We start from the raw sequence: 23,038 nt of genomic DNA on the forward strand, positions 1-23,038 counted from the left end.
ATATATAGAAAGCCAGCGCACGGATGACCACAAAAGAAAATATGAAAAAACAGGACGATACAGCAAAGCGAAACGCTGAGGGCCAGCGATTCATCCCCCACCGACTATGTCGGAAGGAGTTTTCTCGCTGATACATCATAATTCCTTTGGAAATCCAATATCATTGGAAGAGAGCTTTGAGATATCACTGAATGTGATGATATCCGGGATGGATGGGTATAGAAATAAGAGGGGTAATAAAAAATGATTGAGTTCAGAAATGCTGAGGTGTCTGATGCAGAGTTGGTTGTAGATATATATAACGCTGCGTTTTTTGATGATTATGTAAAGTATGGTGAATGCCCGGCGTATGGTAGAACAAAAGAAGAGATGGAGCAGTCAATAATTGATTATCCTAAATTCATAATTCTTAATGAAAGTAAACCGGTTGGCGTCATTTCATGCAGGGAGCTGGAAGCGGGTAATTATGAAGTCGGATGTTTATGTGTAATTCCTGAGTTTCAGGGAAGAGGAATAGGAACGACTGCAATGCGATTTGCAATAACACATTATTCTGATTGGAAGACATTTACACTAGTAACTCCTGTGGACAAAAGTCAAAATGTAAAATTCTATACAGAAAGAAGCGGCTTTGATATCCAGTCTGAAGAAATGGATGGAAGTGTTAAAGTATACAGATTTATATTGAGGCGGATAGGATGATAAGCGCTCCTTTTGTTTCAGAAAGGGGAGTTGTAGGAGAGCGATATGTTAATAGAAACTGATAGATTGATAATCAGAGATATAGCACTGACGGACGGAGAGACGTTCATTCATATGGCTTCTGATGGGAGCCTTAATGATATAGGCTTTGACAAAGATTCTAGTTCCTGGATGGATGACTGGATTATAGAAGCGCAAAATCTGGCGCGAGAGGACAATCCTCGAAAATCTTATCTTGCTTATGTTATTGAAGATAAAAGAACAGGCTCGACTATCGGATCTGTCGGATGTTCATATTATGAGGATTTGCAGAAAGTGGGCATTACTTATTTTATCGGAGCAGATTTTCGAAATAATGGATACGCTTCAGAAGCAACAAAGGCGTATATTTCTTATTTCTTCGAGCATTATGATGAAAATGAGATAATTGCCACTATACGTGAGGATAATGTCCCATCTTGGAAAACGATAGAAAGTGTAGGCTTTTCATTTACAGAGAAAAAAATGTACAAAGATCTCAACGATGCGAACGAAGAACTATATCGATTTTATTTGGCAAAAAGAAACGGAAGTATCAAATAATGTGTGAAGAGCGTAAGTGGAAAAAGGATATACATATTCAACTTGCAGATATGAAATATCTTGATAGCTGCATAGACATTTTGCAAAATTCCGATTTAGGAAGAGCGTATTTCAGCGATTATGAAAAGGCAGCCAATATGCTAACATATGCAGTGGGACAAGAAAACATATATGTTGCATTGGATGAAAATGAGAAATGCCTGGGGTTTATTTACTACATGACAAATGGTGTTTTTGGAAGCTACCCCTATCTTCATATTGTTGCGGTAAAGGAAGAATACAGGAATTATGGTATCGGTAGACAGCTGATGAAGTATTTTGAAGATAATGCTTCTGATTCTCCTTCAGCAAAATATTTTTTGACTGTAGATGATTTTAACCCGAGGGCAAAGAAATTATATGAAAATCTGGGATATAAGTGTGTTGGAGAACTACCTGATTTTTATAAAAATGGGATTAACTGCTATCTGATGATGAAAAGAAGAGGGTAAAGATATGAGCCTACAATTTGTAAAAGCAAGCACTTCTGATGCTTTGACACTTAATGGAATATCTAAAAGAGCCTTTGATAGCGTACAATGTATGAAAAAAGACAGCGCAAGAAGCTGGAAGAGAAAATAAGTAACTAATGATTTAAGAATATGTTTAGAGGCTCTTTAGGTTGGATTTAGTTAACGGATATATCATGAGAATGTAAACTGAAGAACAGAACTCTTAGAAATTCTGGAAACAGGCTTACTGCGAATGGTAGCTCGCAATATAAAATACTCCAAAACTTTTATGACAAACAGGAACAGATATATGGAGGAATTTTATAATGTTCAAGAGATTAGTAACTATTTTGACAACATGTGCGATAACCGTATCTGCAGTTGCTTGTGGAAGCCAGGCACAGCAAGCAGATAGTACCCAGACCGTATCATCGGAAAGCAACCAGGAAACAAGTGATTCATCTGAAGAGGTAAAAGAAGAAGCTTCAGATTCTGCTCCAGAAACTGAAACAACTACAGATACCGGTTCTACGTTAGAGCTGGGACTTGTCAGTAACACGCTTGCGGAAGATGAAGAGGGTCTTGTGGAGACATATACAGATCTTTTTGACCAGCTCACTTATACTGATGAGGAGACAGGTCTTTCTATAACTTATAATCTGTATCTTCCTGAAGGATATGATGAAAATGCAGAATATCCAATGGTTGTGTTTATAGGTGATTCAACAACTGCAGGAACTGATGCGGAGTATTCACTTACACAGGGGCTTGGTGGTCTTGTATGGGCAACATCAGAATGGCAGTCAGTATATCCGACCATAGTAGCTGTACCAACATATCCTGAAACAATTCTTGATGACCATGATGGATATAGTACAACAGAATATGTTGAGCTCACCAAGAGATTTATTGATCACATGTCAGATGAGTACGCAGTAGATACTGATAGAATCTATGGAACAGGTCAGTCCATGGGATGCATGACAACACTCATACTTGCATCGGAATACCCGGATTTATATGCTGCGTGTATGTTTGTTGATGGTCAGTGGGATACGGAACTTCTTTCAAATCTGGAGGGGCAGACCTTCGTTTATTTTGCAGCTGAAGATGATACGAGTGCATGGACCGGAGCACAGGACCTTATGGCCAGATATGATGCAGATGGTGCCACTTACACATATGCACAGTGGAATGGCACATGGTCAGCAGATGAGCTTTCAGCAGCTGCCTCAGAATTATTCAGTGGAGAAGCTACAGGAGCGTACTTTATCTCCTGGAAGACAGGAACGATTGATGCAGGAACAGGCAATTCACCTATGGGCGGTGGAGATGGCAGCTTTGGCGAAAGAGGAAACGGAGGGCAGATGAGTTCTTCTGAAGAAGGAGGCCTTTCAAATCCCGAGGCTGCTACAGACGCTTCTTCAGATGTAAGTGAAGATAAGCCGGCAATGGAAATGACCGGCGAGAAGCCTCAAGGAATGATGGGCGGAAATGGTGGAGGCGCCGGAGGCGGAGCTACATACCATATGGCTTCATTTGATTACGCCTATAACTGTATAGCAGTTATGGAATGGCTATTCCAGCAGTAAGAGATCATGACTTTAATACGGCACATTACAGCAGCTATGGAGAAATCTGTAGCTGCTTTTATTAAGTAAGGTAAATTGTGATATCATTTTAGTATGAGTTATCGAATGAAATTTCAGAAATGCGCACTACGCTGCGCATTTCGTGAGAATATGATACAAGTGCAAATAGGCCCTGCGACGTAGTCGCACTGGAATGGCCTATTTGTCATATATTCCCGAGCTTTATTCGGGAATATATGAGTCTACAGGTGTTAGGAGTGCTTTGCTATGAACAAGAATGAGAGCAAGTATTTTAAGTCAGCGGAAAAAATGCATACAGCGTTACTGACACTTCTTGACAGTAAAGATTTTGAACTTATTTCTGTTAAGGAGATATGTGAAACTGCTGGCGTTAACAGATCCACCTTTTATCTTCACTATGATAATGTAAATGATCTTCTGCAGGAAACGGTGGAAGCTGTATATAAAGATTTCTTTGGGCGCTTTGGTGCTGAGGGGCCTGGAGCACTTGATGTTGATGAAAAAAATGAGGATGAGCTATTTCTTGTAACACCCAAGTATCTGATGCCATATCTGGATTTTGTGGAAGAGAACCGCAAGCTTTTTTATCTGATGTATGAAAAGAACGAGATGATGGGCGCAGAAAAGACCTATGAAACCTGGTTTAAAACAATATTCGGCCCCATTCTTACAAGGTTTGGAGTTCCCCAAAAAGAACAGCCACTTATCATGGTCTTTTATCTTAAGGGAATTATCGGAGTTGTCACTGAGTGGGTACGAGGTGGATGCACCGAGTCAAAAGATGAGATCATAAGCGTTATACAGAAGTGTATCATCAAGCCATAACGCAGTAAAAACACTATATCGAATTTACAAATCAACACTTTTTACAAAACGTGTCGGGACCTGTACTCCTGAAATCAACACATTTTGCAAAAAGTGTTGTTCTTTTTGTGCGCTCATTTTCCTATAATGACTTCAAGCTCAAAGCAAAGAGCAAAAAAACAAATTGAGTATAAGAAAGGAAACGATAAATGAGCAAAACAAATAAGATGTATCTGGTAACAGGAGCTGCAGGATTTCTTGGAAGCACAGTCTGCAGAAAGCTTGTCGATAGAAACGAAAAAGTAAGGGCGTTTGTCCTTGAAGGCGACAAGTCAGCAAAATATCTTCCTGAGGAAGTTGAAATAGCATACGGCGATCTTTGTAACAAAGATGACCTGGAGAGATTCTTTGAGACGCCTGAAGATACGGAAGCAATTGTGCTTCATATAGCGAGCATCGTAACAGTTAATCCCGACTACAGTCAGAAAGTCATGGATGTAAATGTCGGTGGAACAGAAAACATCATAGAGATGTGCAAAGAGCACAAAGTATCAAAGCTTGTCTATTGCTCATCAACAGGAGCAATACCTGAGGAAGAAAAAGGAACCATAAGAGAGTGCGAAGGATCTATTCCCCTTGATCCTGAGAGAATCAAAGGCTGCTATTCATTGTCAAAGGCTATGGCAACAAACGTGGTGCTCAAAGCTGCAAAGGAAGGCCTTAACGCCTGTGTGGTACACCCGTCAGGAATCCTTGGACCTGAGGACTTTGCAATGGGTGAGACCACCAAGACTTTAGTTGACATCATCAATGGCGAGATGCCTGCAGGAATCGATGGAAGCTTTAATCTGTGTGATGTAAGAGATCTGGCTGACGGACTCATTGGGGCAGCTGATAAGGGCAAAAGCGGAGAGTGCTACATTCTTGGGAATGAACCTGTCAGCTTTAAGGATTTTACAAAGCTTGTTTCAGAGGAGAGCGGTTGCAAGCAGATGAAGTTCTTTTTACCAATATCAGTAGCAAACCTGATTGCCGGGGTACTTGAGAAAAAGGCTAAGAAGACTGGAGAAAAGCCTCTTATGACAACATTCTCCGTTTACAACCTTGCAAGAAACAACCGATTTGATTCAAGTAAAGCAAGTAAGGATCTGGGTTATACCACAAGGTCATACAGAGAGACCATACGTGACGAGATCAGATGGCTCAAAGAAACAGGAAAGATCGCATAAAAAGGACATTCAAGAGAAAAGAAGGAGAAGAATACGATGAACGATTTAGATAAGGTTTATGCAGAAAGCGTTGCAAAGGATTACATGCCAAAGGAAACAAATAAGGTAAGGCAGCTTAAAAAGCTTGATGAAAGAGCAAAGCTTCCGGCTTTCATTTCGGCAATGACACTGGGGATCATAGGAACTCTGATTTTTGGCACAGGGATGTGCTTTGGGCTGGGCGTCTTTGGAACAGGAGCAGTTTTCATGATCGTCGGAGTACTGCTGGGACTGGCAGGTGCTGCAATCTGCATCACTAACTATCCTTTATACAAGAAGCTTCTTAAAAAGGGCAAGGAAAAATATGCCTTTGAGATTCTGGAACTTGCAAAAGAGATAACAGGAGAAGCATAATGACTGAAAATAAGAATGCAGAAACAATACTTAAGAATGGTGACAAGGCTTTGTCTGGAATGCCTTATTTGGAATGGTAGTAGTAATAGCAGTAATGGCCGTAACAGCCATAGGATGCTTTGCAAGAGACAGACTGGAATTGGTCTAAAACATATATGAATTTGAGAGCCATCTGGCGGATAAAATACCGTCAGGTGGCTTTTTTTCTTTAATAAAAACAGATATAGTAGAAGATAAGTATTTTGAAAAAAGAGCCGGTTTTGAACTAGAGTCAGACAATATGAGTCTTGGAGCATTATGAAACAGTTATTTGAAATTGATCTTAAGGATTATAAAGAAACAGATACAGTTTTTCGCAGACCTTCAGCCAGGGCCATCATTATAAAAGATGATAAGATAGCTCTCGTTTACAGCAAGAAAGAGAAGTATTACAAGTTTCCGGGCGGAGGAATCCATGATGACGAAGATAAGAAAGAAGCTCTCATCAGAGAGGTTCGGGAAGAAGTGGGCCTTGTCGTAATTCCTGAATCTATCAGGGAATATGGAAGTGTATTGCGAAGACAGAAGAGCACCGTAAAGGATGGTGAAATCTTTGAACAGGAGAATTATTACTACTTATGCGATGTTGAGGATCGAGCTGTCGAACAGGATTTGGATGCTTATGAGGACGAAGCGGGGTTCGTGCTGAAAATAGTGGATATAGATGAGGCTATTGCGACTAATGCAGCGTATTCCAGTGAAGACTTTTTCAATGAAATCATGATCAAAAGAGATAGAAGAATGCTTGAAATGGTAAAGCAGGAGTTGGGATGGAAATAAGGATTGCAGACAAACAAGATATTGATCTCATGATGAGCAGCAGACTGGAAATGTTAAAAGAAGTTAATTCTCTTGATGCAGATTACCGGTATTCTGAGAGTTTTGTAGAGGAAAGCAGGAGATACTTCCTTGAGGGAGATCAGACCACGGTTCTTGCTTTGGATGGAGAAATAGTCATCGGCTGTGCGACAATCTGCTATTTTAGTGTTATGCCGACATTCTCGCATCCATCAGGCAAGCGGGCTCATCTTATGAATGTGTATACTGCTAAGGAGTATCGAGGACAGGGCATTGGAAAGAAAATGGTCGACCTGCTCATCGAAGATGCATGGAATAAAGGAGCAACAGAGATCAGCCTTGATGCAACAGAGGCGGGGAGGCCCCTTTATAAAAAATGTGGCTTTGAAGACTCGGAAGAATGCATGGTTTTGGTAAAAGAGAAATGAACAATCCCTGGGAAGAGATAAAACTTGATGATTATGAAAAGCGTATGAGCCTGGACTGTCTCAATAGTCAGAATGGTAATGAAAAGAGCATGCCATATATTACACAGTTACAGAAAATGTCAGAGACAGATAGTAATCGCGTAGTAAGGATACATTGCTTAGATGCGATTAAAGCAACTAAGCGGGATTAGCGGAGGATATTATGCTAAAAGATTATGAAATAGATAAACCAATTCTTGAAACGGACAGATTGATCATTCGTGTGCTTAACGAAAATGATGTTCCGGATTTAAGAGAGTGGCTTGGGCGAGATGAAATCTATACATATTGGGGAAGAAAAGCAAGTAAGAATGAGAAAAATCCTGAACTTATGTTTATTGATGCCCGCCCTTGGGTAAAAAGAAAACCTTCGCCTGATTTTAATTGGGGAATTGTATTGAAAGAATCCAATAAAGTGGTAGGCATGATTGAGGTATTTAATATCCAAAATGCCAGAATGGGTGATATAGGGTACAGAATTAGTCCTGAGTACTGGAATATGGGAATTACTACAGAAGCTTTAAAGGAAGTGCTACGGTTTATATTTGAGAACACTGAATTAGAACGTTTGAATGGGAATGCAGATGTAAGAAACATTGCATCAAATAAGGTTATGGAAAAATGTGGCTTTATAAAAGAGGGGACCGTTCGCCAAGGAAAAATGGTTTCCGTTTATTGTGACTATAATATTTTTGGCTTGCTCAGAGAGGATTATGCGGGCTTGCAAGGTATAAACGGTTAAATAATTCAATTTTGACGTGGGGAAAGAAAAGAATATGGAATGGGAAAATCTGGAAACATGACAATAGAAAGATTAACACAAAACAATGTAGAGCTATGAAAGGAGCAGAAGATCATGAAAAGACTTAACGATGATGAATTTTTGGAACAGGAATTTGACTTCAGTAAAGCTGTTAAGAATCCCTATGCTAAGAAGCTACACAAGAAGATAACAATGAATGTTGATGCTGATGCCCTTGAGTACTTTAAAAGTCAGTCAGCAGATTCCGGTATACCTTATCAGACGCTTATAAACCTTTATCTGGTCGATTGTGCAACCTCAAAAAAGAAGTTAAAAATGACTTGGAAATGATGATGCATAAGTTCACATTATATTTTCTTTTGTGGTCATCCGTGCGCTGGCTTTCTATATATTTTTTCACTGTTTCAAGTGAAATTGATCCGGTTGTGGCGCAAAAATAGCTCCTGCTCCAGAAAAGAGCATCTCCCCACAGAAATTTTTCTATATGTTCACGGTATTCGATCCTGACTTCTTTAGAGATCTGGGACTTTAAGGTGTTGATCAGTTTTACCGGAGCAACATCCGGAGGCATGGAGATAAGCATGTGTATATGATCTTCATCTGTCTCAGCAGAAAGCATAGGACATGGCTCAGCCACGGGGCGGCGCGCCGGAACGTGGGCCGAGTATATACCACTTACTGGGTACTTAAGCTATAATACTTTCATAATGTTTTGATGAAGAGGATGTTATGGATAAGATTACAGAAGAATACGAAAATGAAAATAGAGATAATGACGAAGGGGCTGCGGACGAGACACTTGATCAGATATTTGAGCTGGTAAAAGATTATCCTGATCTGCTACAGAAATTGTTGGATGCACAGAAAGATTATGGGGATAAGCTAGAGTGCATGCTCGAAGCTACGAAGCAGCAACTAGCCGAAAGTGGAGAAGATATACTTTCTGATGATGACTCTGATGCTTTAGAAACACTTGAATACAAAGCCAAGAATGAACTCCTTGAAATAGCAGAGCGAATATTGAGAGAAGCATTCTTAAGAAAACAGGAAACCATGGATGCTCGGGAGAAAGAACTTAAGAAACTTGAGAGTGAATATCACAGATTAAAAAAGTTGGAGACTCGTCAGGAAATCGGTCATAAAGTTTATCCCAACGATCCATGTCCTTGTGGCAGCGGAAAGAAATATAAGAAGTGCTGCGGGAAAGTGTGAGGAGTGGGATAAAGGAAAGTGACACTTAAAGAAGCATATAAGATACTTGGCGTATCTAAAGAGAATACCGACCGCGAGATCAAGGCGAAGTACAAAAAGCTCCTCATCATGTATCACCCGGACTCTGATCCCACCAGGGAAAGAGCTCCGGAAGATGATGAAAAGATCCGCCAGGTCATCGAGGCCTACAAGAAGATCCGGGAATCTGAGGGCGAGCCTTACTTTGAATCATACGAGTTTACATGGGATGCCTTTGAGAACAAAAGTGCTTTCTCGGAGCGGAACATCTTCTTCCAGTTCAAAATCTACGACGAAGCCCTGCCACCATCCAAGATGGCCAGAGGCAGATTTGTCTGGGATCCTGACATGGAGGAGTTCCCTCTTTTTGCAAAGAGTGTTCTTGAGGCCTGCAAAGATGTGATGACAGATCATGATGTTACTCCTGCTCCTGATAAGGTAAAAGACATTTTCCATCTCATGATGCAGGAATATGTCCTTCCGGCTGATGCAGCCAGGAAGATTGGAAAGAAGATCCGCGAATATGGAGACAAGGAAGTGTATTATTTTAGCGGTTTCATCAAGGATGAGCTCGGCAGCAGCTGTGAGTCCAAGATAAACTGCGGTGAACCACTTAACAGCTATCTGCGAGAGGACAGAGCTGTTGTTGAGGAGATTGTCACAGGCAGGATGCTTGGCAGTATCTCATTCGATGAGGATGAGTTGTACTACGTAGTTCTACCGCTCCTTGAGGATCCCATGGTGGATGCTCATGCAACAATAATAAAAGTGGACAGCGGTCGCAGGAACAAAGAGCGCATTCATGTTGCAATTGAGCTGACCATACCAAAAGATCTTACAGATACTCCGGTATCAAATGAGAAGCTAATAAAAGAGCTGTTGATGAAGTGATGATCTCACTCCATCAACAGCTTTCTCTTTACCACTGCCCATAATGGCGGTCCAGAAGTTCCTGCACATCCGCTTTCAGAGAGTCACTAAAATCGGCAAGCTCTTCCTGGGTAATGATCCCAAGATTTATCATTTTTACAATATCGTAAATAGCTTCACCCTTATCAAGTTGCATCTGCACTCCGGGATTTTTCTTGTCAGCTTTTATGCGCTTATCAAGATCCCAGAACTTGGTGGATGCAGGCTTCTTGCTCTGAAGCATCTTAACATATTCTTTTAAAAGTCTTTCCATGTAGGCTTCCTGCCACTCAGGAACCTTTTCCATGAACAATTTCCAATCTGCTTTTGTAATTCCATTCATGTTAGAATCCTCTTTTGAATTTAGTCTTGAAAATGATTATACCACATATTGTATTTCTTCTTGCTGAAATCCGGGTTATAACTACAATATGCAGTTGGTGTTTTTATGGGACTGTTGATTTTTTACAATTTAGGTACAACAAACGAAAGTGAACTTAGATTCAAAAAGAAGGCCGTGTTTCACTTGAGAGGATCACATCATGGAAAGACTACTTTACTGGATTAAGAAATGCATTCATAGGAACAATAAGTTTTGCAAACATTTCTGTGTCACCTGCGAGTTCTATGAGATCTGCAGGAGAGACGGAGAGCTAAGTTGAAAGCGAGGTACCATTATGTTTTTCGGAACGAAAGATAAAGACGTAAGACTAACAGATAAGCAGTATAAGAATCTTGTCGGCAGCATGAGTAAGAAAGAACGTAAGGAATTTGATCGTAAGCAGGAGCAGCTGCGAAGAGAAATAGAAGAAGATAGATTGCTTGGATGGCTGGAGTTTGAGGATGAGCTGGATGACATGTAATGGCTAAGCAGTTTAATGACTCAAGAAATGAATATACAGTGATTGTTTTTTTTGGGGGGATGCTTTTTGGTTTGAGCTTTGAGCAGACTATACTTGTTATTGGGAATGTTCTATGGGCATAATAGAAAAGGAAAAAGAAACTAAGGAAGGAGGCTAAACAATGGCAGCAAATGTATTTAATCGTATACCATCAGGTTTTTTTAATCTGCTATCGAGCGGTAGTGACTATATAAACAATGCCGGTTGCCTTCTTGAAATATATTCACAGTATGACATGGAGGTTTCTTATCGGATTAGCCGCAAACAGCTTCGAGATGCTCTTGCCAGTTATATTTTTGAGAACAATCTTAGCTTTTCAGAAGAAGAGGCGGATGAAAAGAGCTCTGATGTCGCAAATAGTATTATCCGTAAATTTACAGATGAGGATTGTGGGTGGTTGACTGAAGAAACGGATGATGCCTCCTATGAGAAGTACATTATAATGACGGAGGCGGGCATTGCCCTTTCTGAGTTTTTGCTTGCATTGGAACAACCTGAGAAGGTTGAGTATTCTTCGTACATTTATAACATTTACAATACGTTGATGAATTCTGATCAGTGGAAGGCAGATCCGTATGTAAATGCAGTTAAGGCTGTTTATAACAATGCTAAGGCATTATCTAAATCATTAAAGAGATTATCAACATTTATTCGTAAGAAGATAGAAGAATTAACCCGTGAGACATCGCTAGAAACTCTTACTGACCACCTGTTGGAATATTGTGATGGTGAATTTATTAGAGAATATGCTCGTCTCACTAAACAGCAGAACATTCATATGTATCGAAGTCATATTCGTTCAAAATTGGATGAGATAGTAAACAATCCTGAAATGCGTGAACTTATAATGTATGGCTGCGCTATTGAGGAAAACATATCAGAAGATGAAGCAGAGGAGCTTGTTTTTGATATGGTGGAGAATACCAAGAGATTCCTCAATGAAGATTATGACCGTATCATGCGAGATATAAAGCATAAGATTAATATGCATATTCATATCGCAGTTGGAAGGATACGTTTTATTCGAAACAGCGGAAAAGATGCACAGGGTAATGTTGAGCAGGTATTAAAAATGCTTAGGACAAGTATTGATGAAGGAAATCTTCTGGATGATCTTTCGGATGAGATGACTAAGCTATATAAGTTTGATAAGAATGAATATATAGATACAGCATCTCTATGGAATCCACGCAAGAGTAAGACCATTAAAAAAGCAGTAACTACTGAAACGGAGACTCTTACTCAGCAGGACAAGGATGATGCAATTTCTGCATTAGAAAAAGAAGCCTATAATCCTTATTCCAAGAGACGGATGAAGCTATATTTGGATGAGCAGATGAGGGGAAAGGACGAACTCGATAGCTCGCAACTTCCACTTTCTAACAAGAAAGAGCTCCTTTCTGATATCTCTGCAGTGGCTTATTGTGAGGAAAATGGATTTGAGATAACAGTTGAAGATGGGTATATGGAAGCAAATGATATGATTTTGCGCCGGTTCAAAATAAGGAGAAAAGCAAATGGGGTTTGAAGCAGATTGGGATATGTATACTTCCGGTGAGAAGGAACTGTTTCAGCGTGTGTGTAGGAGATTATTAAAATCTACATTCATAGTTAAAGAAAAAGATGATGACAGCAAGAAGCTTTATACCTTTGTGGCTAAGAATGAAGAAACTGTAAGTTCATATTTAAGCCATATGGGTTTTGATATCAAAGTTGACAGAGACAACGGTGTCACTATGCTTGTAAATTCCGGAGACTCTTCTGATTCGGGTAAGATACAGGCAAACAGATTAAGACTTCGCAAAGCAGACACTGTTGTTTTGTGTTGCCTGTGGACTGTTTATCTTGATCGTATACGCCGTGGTAACCTTTCAAAAGGTATTGTCATTTCAATCTTGGATTTAAAGCAAGAACTGGAAAAATACGGTTTCAGAGAAGATTTTGATGGAAAGACTTTGATGGCTGATATCCTTAAACTTTTTACAAAATATAATTTGGTTGAGGTGTCGGGAAAGTTGGGTGATCCTGATTGCAGCATAAAGATCTATCCGTCTATCCAGTTTGCACTTGATAGTGTAGAGTTTCAAAATTTAGTTGAAGAGAATGGTAAGAAGATAAAAGCCATAAAAGCATCCGCAGACGACGATGAGGAAGAAATGGAGGAACCGGAATATGACGAGTAATAGAAAAGTTGCTACCGGCCTTCAGCTTATTAATTGGTCGCGATTTACTAATGTAAGGATGAAGTTAGAAGGGTCAACGCTGATTACCGGTAATAATGGAACAGGAAAGTCTACTGTTCTTGATGCGATAACATATCTTTTAACAGGAAACACACATTTTAATATAGCTGCCAAAGACCGCGACAGAAGTGTTGCCGCATATGTGCGCGGTGATACTCATAGCGAAGGCACCGGTCGATATTTGCGCGGAAATATGGATGTAGTGAGTTATATCGCTATGGAATTCTATTCTCCATTGGATAAGGCAAATATGGTTGTATTTGTTACCATAGAGCTTAAGAAGGATGAGTCTAGAGCGAATTCCTATTGGTATGTTGCAAAGGATGCGTCTCTTTCTGATATTGTTTTTTCTGAAGAAAAAGATGGCAAGTTATCAGTTTATCCTAAAAGTCAGATTACTATAAAAGGACAACATATAAGCAGTAAGGAATTCATGGGAATGGAGAGAGGAACCAAGCAGGTTCTCCAGGCTATGGGACTTCGATGTGAAGTTTCAAAATATAAATCAAAGATAATAAAAATGCTGTCCTTTGATCCTCAGAAGAACATAGACAAGTTTATTCAGGAATGTGTTCTTGAAGAGGGAGAAATGTCTTCTTTGGCAGATCTTAAAGAACAGAGAGCCAATTATGAAGAAATCCGTCAGACATATGATGATATGCTCGAAAGCAAGAAGGTTTTGGAGCATATTGAAGACTGTACGAGAGAATATGAACAGAAGTACTCTGATTATAACAAGCGCCGATTAGTGCTGGGATATCAGAAGTGGCAGAGTGCTGTACAGGCTATAGAGAAGTTAAAGAGTGCAAAGGGACAAGAGGAAGCAGGACTTGCGTTCCTGATAGATAAGAAAGAAAAGAAAGATAAAGAGCTCGAAGAGGCAAGGCAGAAGCTTGAAGAATTAAATAGTAGCAGTGATTACCAGGATATAAGCAGTACGCTGAAACGCTTTGAAGATCAGATAGTAAGACTTACGAAGGAGCGCGATCTTCTTTCAAAGTCTGTTAAAGAAGTTGAAGCTCTTCAAGGGTGGATCGATAGAACAATGCAGGATTATTCAGAAGAACTGCAGTTAAATCTTGATGTTAAGGACGAACTGACTACTATCTCATCTAAAGGCGATACTACTAAGAAGGTTGCTGCTTTTTATGCTTTTTCTGAAGAGATTAAGCGTATTTGCGAGCTTAAGAAGTTGGCGCAGCTTAGGAACATGGATCAAATAGAGAAGGATAACGATTCTCTTGCTCAGAAACTTGACGAGAAAAAGCAGCTCGAAGGAAATAAACTTGTATTTGAGCCTGGATATGAGAAGACCAGGAGTTTGATTTCTGATGAGCTTAAGAAGCAGAATATCTCGACGGATGTTAAGTTCTTTGTTGAACTTATTACGGAAGTCAAAGATAAAAAGTGGAGACGAGCCATAGAGACATTCATGGGCGGAAAGCGCTTTAATATCATAGTTGATCCAAAATACACAGTTCAGGTTTTGAAAATTGTTAATGATAATCCTGCGCCAAAGGGAAAAGTTGTAATAGCAGATAAGCTTGAAGCTACAGAGATAGTTGCTGGCTCTGCAGCTGAACAGCTAGAGATTATAAATCCTACAGCCCGCATGTATGCTAATTATTTGCTCAATGGAATTCATCTCTGTGAGACAGTAGATGAGCTTCATGAGTATCCTAAGGGTGCAATTATGCCTAATGGCATGCTCGCCAAGAGCTATGCTGTTGGTAAGATGCAGATTAATGGTACTAAGCTTTTTATTGGCCAGGATGCTATTAAACTGCAAATAGAGGATTTGGGAAAAGAAATCCATGAACTTGTGGAAAGCATAAGAGAGCGTTCTGCGATTAATGAGTCGTTGGAAGCAGAGATTACAGGATTACAGGAAAAATCATTGAACCAGGATGACTATGATTTTGAAGCTGTAAATGAGTATGATGCTGTAAAGGATAGTCTGAGAGCTGCAAAGAGCGAGAAGGAAAACTATGAGAAGGATCCGAGCCTTACTGCTATGCTTGAGGCATTTAGTAAGGCTAAGGCAAACCATCAGCGGATAGAAGAGGAAATCCATGCTCTGTATAAAAATATAGGTGGTTCAGAAAAGGAAATAGAAAGAATACAAAAAGACATCTCTTCAAAAGAACAGTTACGTGATTCTGCCCAAAAGGAGTTTGAGCTGGAATGCCGAGAGATGCCTGAGTTAAGGCAACCGGCTATAGAAATGTACAACCAACAGATTCAGAAAAAGGATACGGTAATTACAGAAAAGACTGTACGTGAATGGGAACGTGAGTTGGATAAGGCCAAGAAAGATCTGGAGGATGCTCACTTGCAGTATTGCAGAATAAACGGCACAGATAACCAGATGCGAGGAGTATCCTTCATTGGTTATTACAGGGAGCAGTATCGTAATCTTGCTAATGTTCAGATTGAGGAAGCAAAACAGAAACTGGAAAAGCAGGGCGAAAAGCTTCAGAGTGCTTTTGTGGGAGATTTTGTTGCGGAGATAAATGAAACAATTCGTGGTGCTAAAGAAGAAATTGATAAGATCAATAAGGAGTTAAAAGGTCGTCCTTTTGGAAACGATGTTTATCAGTTTGAGATGAAGGAAAGGCTGGATTCTGAAGGAAAAGCACTGTTCTTCAAGATATGTAAGCAGATGCATGAGTACTTTGATAATGCAGAATACTATCTTAATGTCATCAAAGATGATGAGGACAGTGAACATGATATTAAGGAATTCATCGATATAGTGCTTAACGAAGAGGATGAGACAGAATATACAGATTATCGAAAGTACTTTACCTATGATATGCGAATTATAAGTAAGCAGGGTGAGGATGAAGTTCAGGCTACTTTATCAAAGAAGCAGGGATCGGCAAGTAATGGTGAAAAGCAGACGCCTTACTTTATCATTTTGGCAGCAAGCCTTCTTCAGCTATATCCTAAAGATCGTAGCAGTGCTCGCCTGGCGTTCATAGATGAAGCCTTCTCTGCACTTTCCAGAGAGCGAATTGAGCAGATGGTCGACTACCTGGAGACAAATGACTTCCAGGTGGTTTATGCAGCCCCGCCGGATAAGATAAACAGTATAGGTTCCCATATACAGACGACAATAACGCTGGTTCCGAAGGGGCGCCAAAGCTTCGCGGTAGAAGGGCTGCTTAAGAATCTTGAGGAGTGATTTCTGATATGACAGATAGGCCAATAAAGTTGAATAAGCGACAGAAAGAAGTCCTTAAAGCTCTTCTCGATAAATTCGAGAAGAGCAAGACTTATCGTGGGGAAAACGCTGTAAATCAGAGTTTTAAGGTAAAACCTTCAGATTTTTTCAGGGATTACGATTCTGATTTTGCTAATCTTGATGAGCAGGAAGATTTTGAAAGAGAATTATTTGGACTTGAAGATGCAGGATTGATTCAACTGTCAAAAAAGAACGGTGTTATCAAGTCCATAGATATGGTTCCTGCAGCGCAGGATTCTTTCTATAGTTTGCTTGGTAGGACAGAGCTAAAACAATTGGAAGACAGTCAGATATCTATGTATAAATCTCATATTGGAAAAAATGAGGTGTTGGATCTGTTTTGTAAAACGCAGATCAAGCGTCTTGAAGAGCGGAAAAAGGCTGAATATGAGATGCCTGTAGCCAGTGAGATAATAAATATACTTGAGTATATTAGCAGTAATACAGAGGAAATCCTTGAAAGAGAGTTATCTATTGAATTATTTGGCGATTCCAAGAGGTTTAAGCGAGATTATCGGAGTAAAGTCCTGACAGTACTAAGGAAATATGGGGATTTTGGCGATCTTATTGAAAATGTTCCTGATGATAGAGAACAGGGACATGCTATTTTGGCAGAGTATAATGTTTTCCCGAACCCTACCTATGTGAACTTTAAAGGGAAAGGCACTCTCTGCTTGAAGGATGGAAAAAAGATTGAGTTAAGCCCATCTTTGGCAATCGCAATAGATGCAAGCACATTGGGCCGGATTGAAAACGTTATTGTAAACGCATCAAGGATAGTTACTGTTGAAAACCTTACAAGTTTCAACCGCGTACAGGATGAAGATGCGTTCTTTATATATCTGGCAGGATATCACAATACGGCCAAGCAGAATTTTATACGTAAGATAGCTGAGTCAAATCTTGATAAAGAATGGTTCCATTTTGGCGACATAGATCCAGATGGATTTTATATTCTTGAGCATTTAAAGAAAAAGACAGGTATTGCATTCAAGCAGCTTTGTATGAGCGTTGACGAATTGAAAGAGTACAAGGAGTATTGCAAACCGCTTGAAAGCAACGATATCAAGAAAGCGAAGTCCTTGATTGATAAAGGGCTATATGTTGACACAATGCGATATGTGCTCGAAAACAATGTAAAGCTAGAACAGGAGGTTATTAGCTGGAAGCAAGAGGCATTCAGGATGACAAATGGCTGTAATCCTTCATACTGGATAATTCATCATAGTCATCATGACTGAAACACTCTTCGTCGCCTGCGAAGTGACCTTCCTGAAAACCTGATGCGCTATCATCGTATCAAACAAAAGTGTGAGAGAATTATATTGGTCTCCTAAGGAGGTTTTACACAGATCCGTGTGGGAATGTATTTGGTGGATTTCTGAAATCTTAATAAAAAAATATTGCTTTTATGAAGATTTTCATTATGTTTTTTTTATCATAAATCTGGTCGTAATGATATTATTATAATTGATGTAATAAAGCGCAGAAAACTATAAGCAATGAAAGTAAAAGAAATATAAAAAACGCTGATGAAGAGAATAAAAAGAACATAATTGAATTGTTGTGTAGTCACAGTAAAAATCAGTGATGTTTATATGAAATACTCTAGACTTTTATTTCGTAGTGTGGATATGGTGTCATTTTAATAAGCATTTTAATGCATAGGAAGGCACAGAACATTTTATGAAACCAGGAGCATATGAAAATTTAATAAATAAAACGAATAATGCCGAGATAGAAAATGCTGAAAGCGAAGGGATGGAATCCAAAAAGAAAAGGATTGATTCGGCAGAATCGTCTAAGTTTTTAGCGGAATATCTGTCTGACATTCTGAAAAAGAAAATAGAAGAAATCACTGATAGCAGTGGTATAGAAGAAGTAAAACTACGCGTAGAATATGCTAATGGTATCCTTTCTAAATTGGGAATATCTGATGATGAGCTTATTGTTGATGAACAGAATTATTTGGCTGAGATTATCTCGAAGGAAGATGCAGCAATAAGGAGAGTCACAAAAAAAGAATTGGCACGTCCTTTATCAGGATATCGGACAAGTACGCTGTTTACAGGTGGAAGCAGTAGTATTTCTATGTATTCTGAACTGATTCGTGATATTGAAAGTGCTGATAAGATTTATATCATTGTTTCATTTTTAAGATTATCGGGATTGAATCTGATAAAGGACAAGCTGAAAGAATTCTGTGGGAAAGCGGGGCATGAACTAAAGATAATAACAACGACATATTGCGGAATCACTCAAGCAAAAGCAATCCAGCAATTATCTGAATTGGATAATACTGAGATTAAGATATCTTATAATACACGTATTGAACGCCTCCACGCCAAATCATTTATTTTTGAGAGAAATTCAAATATGAGTACAGCGTATATTGGTTCTTCAAATTTATCCAAAGCAGCGCAATCTGATGGACTTGAGTGGAATGTACGTGTAACAAATGTCGAGAATCCGCAGATTATAAAGGCAGCTATAGCCACATTTGAGAGATATTGGAATAGTCCTGATTTCGAAGATTTTGCTATAGGTGGAATTGCTAAATTTGAAAAAGAACTAAAAATAGCGTCAACTCAAGACAAAACAACTGATAAAGATGTTAGTTTTCTAAATATATACAACATTCTTCCACATCAGAAAGCAATTATAGAGAAACTAACTGCAGAGAGAGAGAAAGGGATAAAACGTAACCTGGTGGTTGCAGCTACAGGAACTGGAAAAACGGTTATCTCTGCGTTTGACTATAAGTATATCAGCGAAAAATCACACAAGGACTGTAAGCTTCTATATATAGCTCACAGAGAAGAAATATTGAAGCAAGCGCGTCATACATACAGAGGTGTTTTGCAGGATGCCAATTTTGGTGAACTGTGGGTTGGTAGGAATAGACCAAACAACCTGAATCATCTTTTTACATCAGTTGATATGGCTACTTCAAACATTCAAACATTTATAGATTTAGGTAGAGACTATTTTGATTACATTGTTTTTGATGAGGCTCACCATATTGAAGCTGATTCTTACCAGAGATTGATTAAGCTTTTTGACCCAGAATACCTTATTGGATTGACAGCAACGCCTGAAAGAATGGACGGAAAATCTTTACTTCCTGACTTTTGTGGCAAGATCAGTGCGGAAATTAGATTGCCCAAGGCTCTGGAAGCGGGACTTCTTACTCCATTTCAGTATTTTTGTATTTCGGACGAAACGGATCTTACAGATGATACTCTGTGGCTTCAGGGTAAATACGTTGAAAGGGAACTGACTAACCGGCTATGCAATGAAGGAAGGGCACAGCAAATAATAAAAGCCTTGCAAACCTATGTCCCAAATGAATATGAATGTACAGCATTGGGCTTTTGCGCGAGTCAAAAACATGCAAAGTATATGTCGGATATTTTTAATAGTGTGGGATTAAAAGCTGATTGGTTGACATCGGAAAGACTAAATGAGGCAGGAGGTGACAGAAACAAGATAAAAAAAGATTTGGAACAAGGAAACATTCATTATTTGTTTGTAAAAGATATATTCAACGAGGGAGTTGATATACCGGCTGTAGATACTGTTTTATTCCTTCGTCCGACCGAGAGTATAACGATTTTTCAACAGCAGTTAGGAAGAGGACTGCGCTTGGCACCCGGGAAGACAGTTCTTACAGTTCTTGATTTTGTTGCTCAGGCAAATAAGAATTATGATTACTCTCAGAAGTTTCAGAGTTTGATGAAAAAATATGATGTCAATCTGAGAGATCAAATTAAATATGGTTTTACAATGCTTCCTCCGGGCTGTTCTATACACATGGAGGAAAAGGCTCAACAGGAGATACTAGAACATATTCAATCAGCTACATATGATGTTAGAAAGCTCAGTAGAGAGCTTAGTCTTATACCAGAAGATATTTCCTTGTCTCAATTTCTAAATCGTATAGGACAGGATATCCGCATCTTATATAGAAGTAATAATTGTTGGACATCCCTCAGGAAAAGAGCTGGCAAGTGTAATTATGAAGAGGATGAGTATACAAAGATTTATACCAAGGGGATGGGGCGTTTTTATTATATCAATTCACAGAAGTATATATCGTTTATCTCTGAATATCTAAACAATGGATGTAGCTGTAGGGGGCAAAGCGTTGATAAAAATACACTAAAGCTTATGTTGTATTACGCTTTATATCAAAAAAAGCTATCAGAAACAGGTTTTGATACAGTAGATGATGCTTTGGAGAAATTTGGAGAATATCCTGATTTTGTTAAAGAATTGAGCGAACTTATAGAATATCTTAAAGATCATCTGACTATAAAAACAGAGTTGATAGATGATGGTCATCTCCCTGGCTATCTGGAAATGTATGGATGCTATTCCAGAGAGGATATATTCACGATATTTGGGAAACAAACAGAAGAAAAAAGGATGAGTGGTTCTGTGGCGGGAGTTTATGATATTAAGGAGATGAATACAGAACTGTTTTTCGTTACGCTAAATAAATCTGATAAGGAATTTTCTCCTACTACAATGTATGATGACTATGTTATAAGTGAGCATAGATTCCATTGGCAATCACAGAATAATGATTCACACACAAACAAGGGAAAACGTTTTATAGACCACGTAAAGGATGGGAAGAAGTTTTTGTTATTTGTAAGAGAAACAAAAAATGATGTTTATGGAAACACTTGCCCATTTTATTGTCTGGGATATGTAAATTATGTTAGTTCGACTGGAGATTTCCCTATGAATATTGAATGGGAGACTGAGGCTCCAATTCCGGCTAGTTTTCTTCCGGTAGCGTGAGCATCGGATTTGAAGGAATATAGGAAAGTCATGGCTGAATTTGATTCCAAGAAAATAGAATATGGCTTAAGAATTGAAGGAGACTATTATAACCATTTGGATATAGAAGGCTTCTCCCTTATGATGAAAAATCCTTCATTTTGTTATAAGTTCTATTGGCTTGAAGCGATCATAAATCTCATTTCTGAAAACATTACAGAGACTACCTTTGATGAAATTATAAACGAGATGATCGCCAACGCATGGTATTCTGTTCTGGAGTTTCATATTCATCTTAGCGGGATAGTAGTAGGAGAAGTCAGGGATGGTCTGGAAAGAGCAGTAATTAAACTTCGTGATATCAGTAATCTGCCTGCTAATGCATCAAAGCTTGAGATAAAAAATGCGATCAAAGATCATGATTCTGAGCTGAAATCAGAAAAAGAGCAGCTCACCAATATGGTTCCGTACAGAGCCCTTGCGGGTTTCTTTGATAAATTTGAAGAACACGCTGATTGGGAAAGTACACGTAGGATGATTGCTTATATTGAGCGTGTTAATAAGGTGAATATTCTGCCATATACTCTTGGCAATAGCAGCAAGCTTAAGAAGGAAGTATATTTCAATCCATCATGGATCAAAATGATACAGGATAATACTGTTGCAATATTAGGCTGGATCCAGTTTGAAAAAGTTAAGTGGCTTCAGAATAACAATCCAGAGGTGCCGGGACTAGTCTATAAGTTGGCTCCTATGGATGAGAAGATGAGGAAGCTGAACGCAGTAAGAAAGCTTTGGGATTCGGTACTAGATCTGAGACAGGTAACAGATGTCTTTACTGACAAGCCGATTGTTCCTAAGGAATACGATGTAGACCATTTTATTCCTTGGTCATTTGTAATGAACGATGAATTATGGAATCTTATGCCAATGGATTCATCTCTCAATTCTTCCAAGAGTAATAAATTGCCTTCTTGGGATCCGTTTTTCAGTAAGTTTTCTAAGAATCAGTATCTGCTATACTTGTTGATACATGATGAGAATTATCCTGTAATGCATAAACGTTTTGAAGCTTGTTACAAAGACAATATACATTCTATATGGGCGAACCAGGAATTATATAGACCGGGGAATACTCCGGAAGAGTTTGGAAATATTCTGGGAAAAAATATGCGACCGGTTTATGACTCTGCACGTAGGCAGGGGTATGAATTATGGAAAGTTTAACAGGGATATATGATGATCGATAAAAATGTTGAATATTATAATAATAACGCCGACGCTTTCTTTGAGGGGAGTGTCGGCGCTGACATGTCCTATATGAGAGATAAGTTTATGTCTTGTGTTCCGGTTGGATCAAGTATTCTCGATGCTGGCTGTGGAAGCGGAAGAGATAGCAAGGCTTTCCAGGATGCAGGGTATGAAGTTACCGCATTTGATGCATCTTCTGAGATATGCAAGCGGGCAGCAGAACATATTGGCAAAGAGGTTCTGAATCTTCGTTTTGAAGATATGGCATTTGATGATGAATTCGATGCTATCTGGGCCTGCGCTTCACTTTTACATGTTCCAGTGGATGAACTTCCGGAGATCATGAAGAAGATGAACAAGGCTCTTAAGGACGGCGGGATAATGTACGCTTCCTTCAAATATGGTGATGGAACTAAGATGCGCGGAGACCGCAAGTTTAGTGACTTCAATGAGAAGAGTGTAGTGCCGCTATTTGAAAATGCAGGCTTTACCATACTTGTTAATGAGATAAGCACGGATTGTAGGCCCGGCAGGGATGACGAGAAGTGGATAAATGTAATTGCAAAAAGAGAGTAAGCTGAAAATGG

23 protein-coding genes are annotated in these 23,038 nt (G+C 39.1%); 21 read left to right on the top strand and 2 right to left on the bottom strand.

All coding sequences use genetic code 11. The annotated features are described in order from the left end of the window. Positions 1-243: 243 nt before the first annotated feature. The 11 genes from NXH67_RS03135 (at position 244) to NXH67_RS03185 (ending at position 8,211) form a co-directional block, all read left to right on the top strand. Positions 244-702 (top strand): GNAT family N-acetyltransferase, encoded by a 459-nt coding sequence (locus NXH67_RS03135; RefSeq protein WP_272796342.1) that lies wholly within the window; start codon positions 244-246, stop codon positions 700-702. 45 nt (positions 703-747) lie between these two features. After that, positions 748-1,284: a GNAT family N-acetyltransferase gene (locus tag NXH67_RS03140; protein ID WP_272796343.1), complete on the top strand. Its 537-nt coding sequence runs from the start codon at positions 748-750 to the stop codon at positions 1,282-1,284. A 50-nt stretch (positions 1,285-1,334) separates the two neighbouring features. Further along, the gene (locus NXH67_RS03145) at positions 1,335-1,775 is read left to right on the top strand and encodes a GNAT family N-acetyltransferase (RefSeq protein ID WP_272796345.1); all 441 of its coding nucleotides are present in this window, start codon (positions 1,335-1,337) and stop codon (positions 1,773-1,775) included. 326 nt (positions 1,776-2,101) lie between these two features. After that, positions 2,102-3,367, top strand: a complete 1,266-nt coding sequence (locus NXH67_RS03150) for an alpha/beta hydrolase-fold protein (RefSeq protein WP_272796346.1) — start codon at positions 2,102-2,104, stop codon at positions 3,365-3,367. Between the two features lie 267 nt (positions 3,368-3,634). Continuing rightward, positions 3,635-4,213: a TetR/AcrR family transcriptional regulator gene (locus NXH67_RS03155; protein ID WP_026493131.1), complete on the top strand. Its 579-nt coding sequence runs from the start codon at positions 3,635-3,637 to the stop codon at positions 4,211-4,213. A gap of 188 nt (positions 4,214-4,401) precedes the next feature. After that, on the top strand, positions 4,402-5,421 hold the full coding sequence (locus NXH67_RS03160) for an NAD-dependent epimerase/dehydratase family protein (RefSeq protein ID WP_272796348.1): 1,020 nt from the start codon (positions 4,402-4,404) through the stop codon (positions 5,419-5,421). 36 nt (positions 5,422-5,457) lie between these two features. Next, positions 5,458-5,814 (top strand): dihydropteridine reductase, encoded by a 357-nt coding sequence (locus NXH67_RS03165; protein WP_272796349.1) that lies wholly within the window; start codon positions 5,458-5,460, stop codon positions 5,812-5,814. Positions 5,815-6,111: 297 nt separating this feature from the next. After that, positions 6,112-6,633, top strand: a complete 522-nt coding sequence (locus NXH67_RS03170; protein WP_272796351.1) for an NUDIX domain-containing protein — start codon at positions 6,112-6,114, stop codon at positions 6,631-6,633. Next, positions 6,624-7,079 (top strand): GNAT family N-acetyltransferase, encoded by a 456-nt coding sequence (locus NXH67_RS03175; RefSeq protein WP_272796352.1) that lies wholly within the window; start codon positions 6,624-6,626, stop codon positions 7,077-7,079. The genes NXH67_RS03170 and NXH67_RS03175 overlap by 10 nt, the downstream gene beginning before the upstream one ends. 202 nt (positions 7,080-7,281) lie before the next feature. Then, positions 7,282-7,860: a GNAT family N-acetyltransferase gene (locus tag NXH67_RS03180; protein ID WP_272796354.1), complete on the top strand. Its 579-nt coding sequence runs from the start codon at positions 7,282-7,284 to the stop codon at positions 7,858-7,860. Positions 7,861-7,974: 114 nt separating this feature from the next. After that, positions 7,975-8,211 (top strand): CopG family antitoxin, encoded by a 237-nt coding sequence (locus tag NXH67_RS03185; protein WP_044932127.1) that lies wholly within the window; start codon positions 7,975-7,977, stop codon positions 8,209-8,211. On the opposite strand, the gene tnpA is transcribed toward NXH67_RS03185, so the two are convergent. Next, positions 8,147-8,500 carry an IS200/IS605 family transposase gene (gene tnpA / locus NXH67_RS18430; protein ID WP_442870178.1) on the bottom strand — a complete coding sequence of 118 codons (354 nt, stop codon included), beginning with the start codon at positions 8,498-8,500 and terminating at the stop codon, positions 8,147-8,149. The two genes, NXH67_RS03185 and tnpA, sit on opposite strands and share 65 nt — an antisense overlap. 110 nt (positions 8,501-8,610) lie before the next feature. Between tnpA and NXH67_RS03190 the strand changes: the two genes are divergently transcribed. Next, a complete protein-coding gene (locus tag NXH67_RS03190; protein ID WP_272796355.1) occupies positions 8,611-9,093 on the top strand; it encodes an SEC-C metal-binding domain-containing protein in 483 nt (160 codons plus the stop codon). Between the two features lie 18 nt (positions 9,094-9,111). Beyond that, a complete protein-coding gene (locus NXH67_RS03195) occupies positions 9,112-10,002 on the top strand; it encodes a DnaJ domain-containing protein (protein WP_272796357.1) in 891 nt (296 codons plus the stop codon). A 28-nt stretch (positions 10,003-10,030) separates the two neighbouring features. On the opposite strand, the gene NXH67_RS03200 is transcribed toward NXH67_RS03195, so the two are convergent. After that, on the bottom strand, positions 10,031-10,363 hold the full coding sequence (locus NXH67_RS03200) for a multidrug transporter (protein ID WP_272796358.1): 333 nt from the start codon (positions 10,361-10,363) through the stop codon (positions 10,031-10,033). Positions 10,364-10,697: 334 nt separating this feature from the next. On the opposite strand from NXH67_RS03200, the gene NXH67_RS03205 reads away from it, so the two are divergent. From NXH67_RS03205 to NXH67_RS03240, 8 genes are all read left to right on the top strand, one after another. Then, positions 10,698-10,883 carry a hypothetical protein gene (locus tag NXH67_RS03205; RefSeq protein ID WP_272796359.1) on the top strand — a complete coding sequence of 62 codons (186 nt, stop codon included), beginning with the start codon at positions 10,698-10,700 and terminating at the stop codon, positions 10,881-10,883. A gap of 160 nt (positions 10,884-11,043) precedes the next feature. Beyond that, a complete protein-coding gene (locus tag NXH67_RS03210; protein ID WP_272796360.1) occupies positions 11,044-12,450 on the top strand; it encodes a Wadjet anti-phage system protein JetA family protein in 1,407 nt (468 codons plus the stop codon). Further along, positions 12,440-13,105, top strand: coding sequence for a DUF4194 domain-containing protein (locus tag NXH67_RS03215; RefSeq protein ID WP_272796361.1), 666 nt, complete (start codon positions 12,440-12,442; stop codon positions 13,103-13,105). Before NXH67_RS03210 ends, NXH67_RS03215 begins: the two co-directional genes overlap by 11 nt. Continuing rightward, complete coding sequence (locus NXH67_RS03220; protein ID WP_272796362.1) at positions 13,095-16,352, top strand: ATP-binding protein; 3,258 nt, start codon at positions 13,095-13,097, stop codon at positions 16,350-16,352. The genes NXH67_RS03215 and NXH67_RS03220 overlap by 11 nt, the downstream gene beginning before the upstream one ends. An 8-nt stretch (positions 16,353-16,360) precedes the next feature. Beyond that, the gene (locus NXH67_RS03225) at positions 16,361-17,653 is read left to right on the top strand and encodes a Wadjet anti-phage system protein JetD domain-containing protein (protein WP_272796363.1); all 1,293 of its coding nucleotides are present in this window, start codon (positions 16,361-16,363) and stop codon (positions 17,651-17,653) included. A 445-nt stretch (positions 17,654-18,098) separates the two neighbouring features. Beyond that, positions 18,099-21,221 (top strand): DUF3427 domain-containing protein, encoded by a 3,123-nt coding sequence (locus tag NXH67_RS03230; protein ID WP_272796364.1) that lies wholly within the window; start codon positions 18,099-18,101, stop codon positions 21,219-21,221. Positions 21,222-21,251: 30 nt separating this feature from the next. Next, complete coding sequence (locus tag NXH67_RS03235; protein ID WP_272796365.1) at positions 21,252-22,427, top strand: HNH endonuclease domain-containing protein; 1,176 nt, start codon at positions 21,252-21,254, stop codon at positions 22,425-22,427. Between the two features lie 9 nt (positions 22,428-22,436). After that, positions 22,437-23,027, top strand: coding sequence for a class I SAM-dependent methyltransferase (locus tag NXH67_RS03240; protein ID WP_272796366.1), 591 nt, complete (start codon positions 22,437-22,439; stop codon positions 23,025-23,027). The last annotated feature ends 11 nt before the right edge of the window (positions 23,028-23,038 follow it).

It is taken from the genome of Butyrivibrio sp. DSM 10294 (assembly GCF_028539135.1).
GTDB lineage: Bacteria > Bacillota > Clostridia > Lachnospirales > Lachnospiraceae > Butyrivibrio.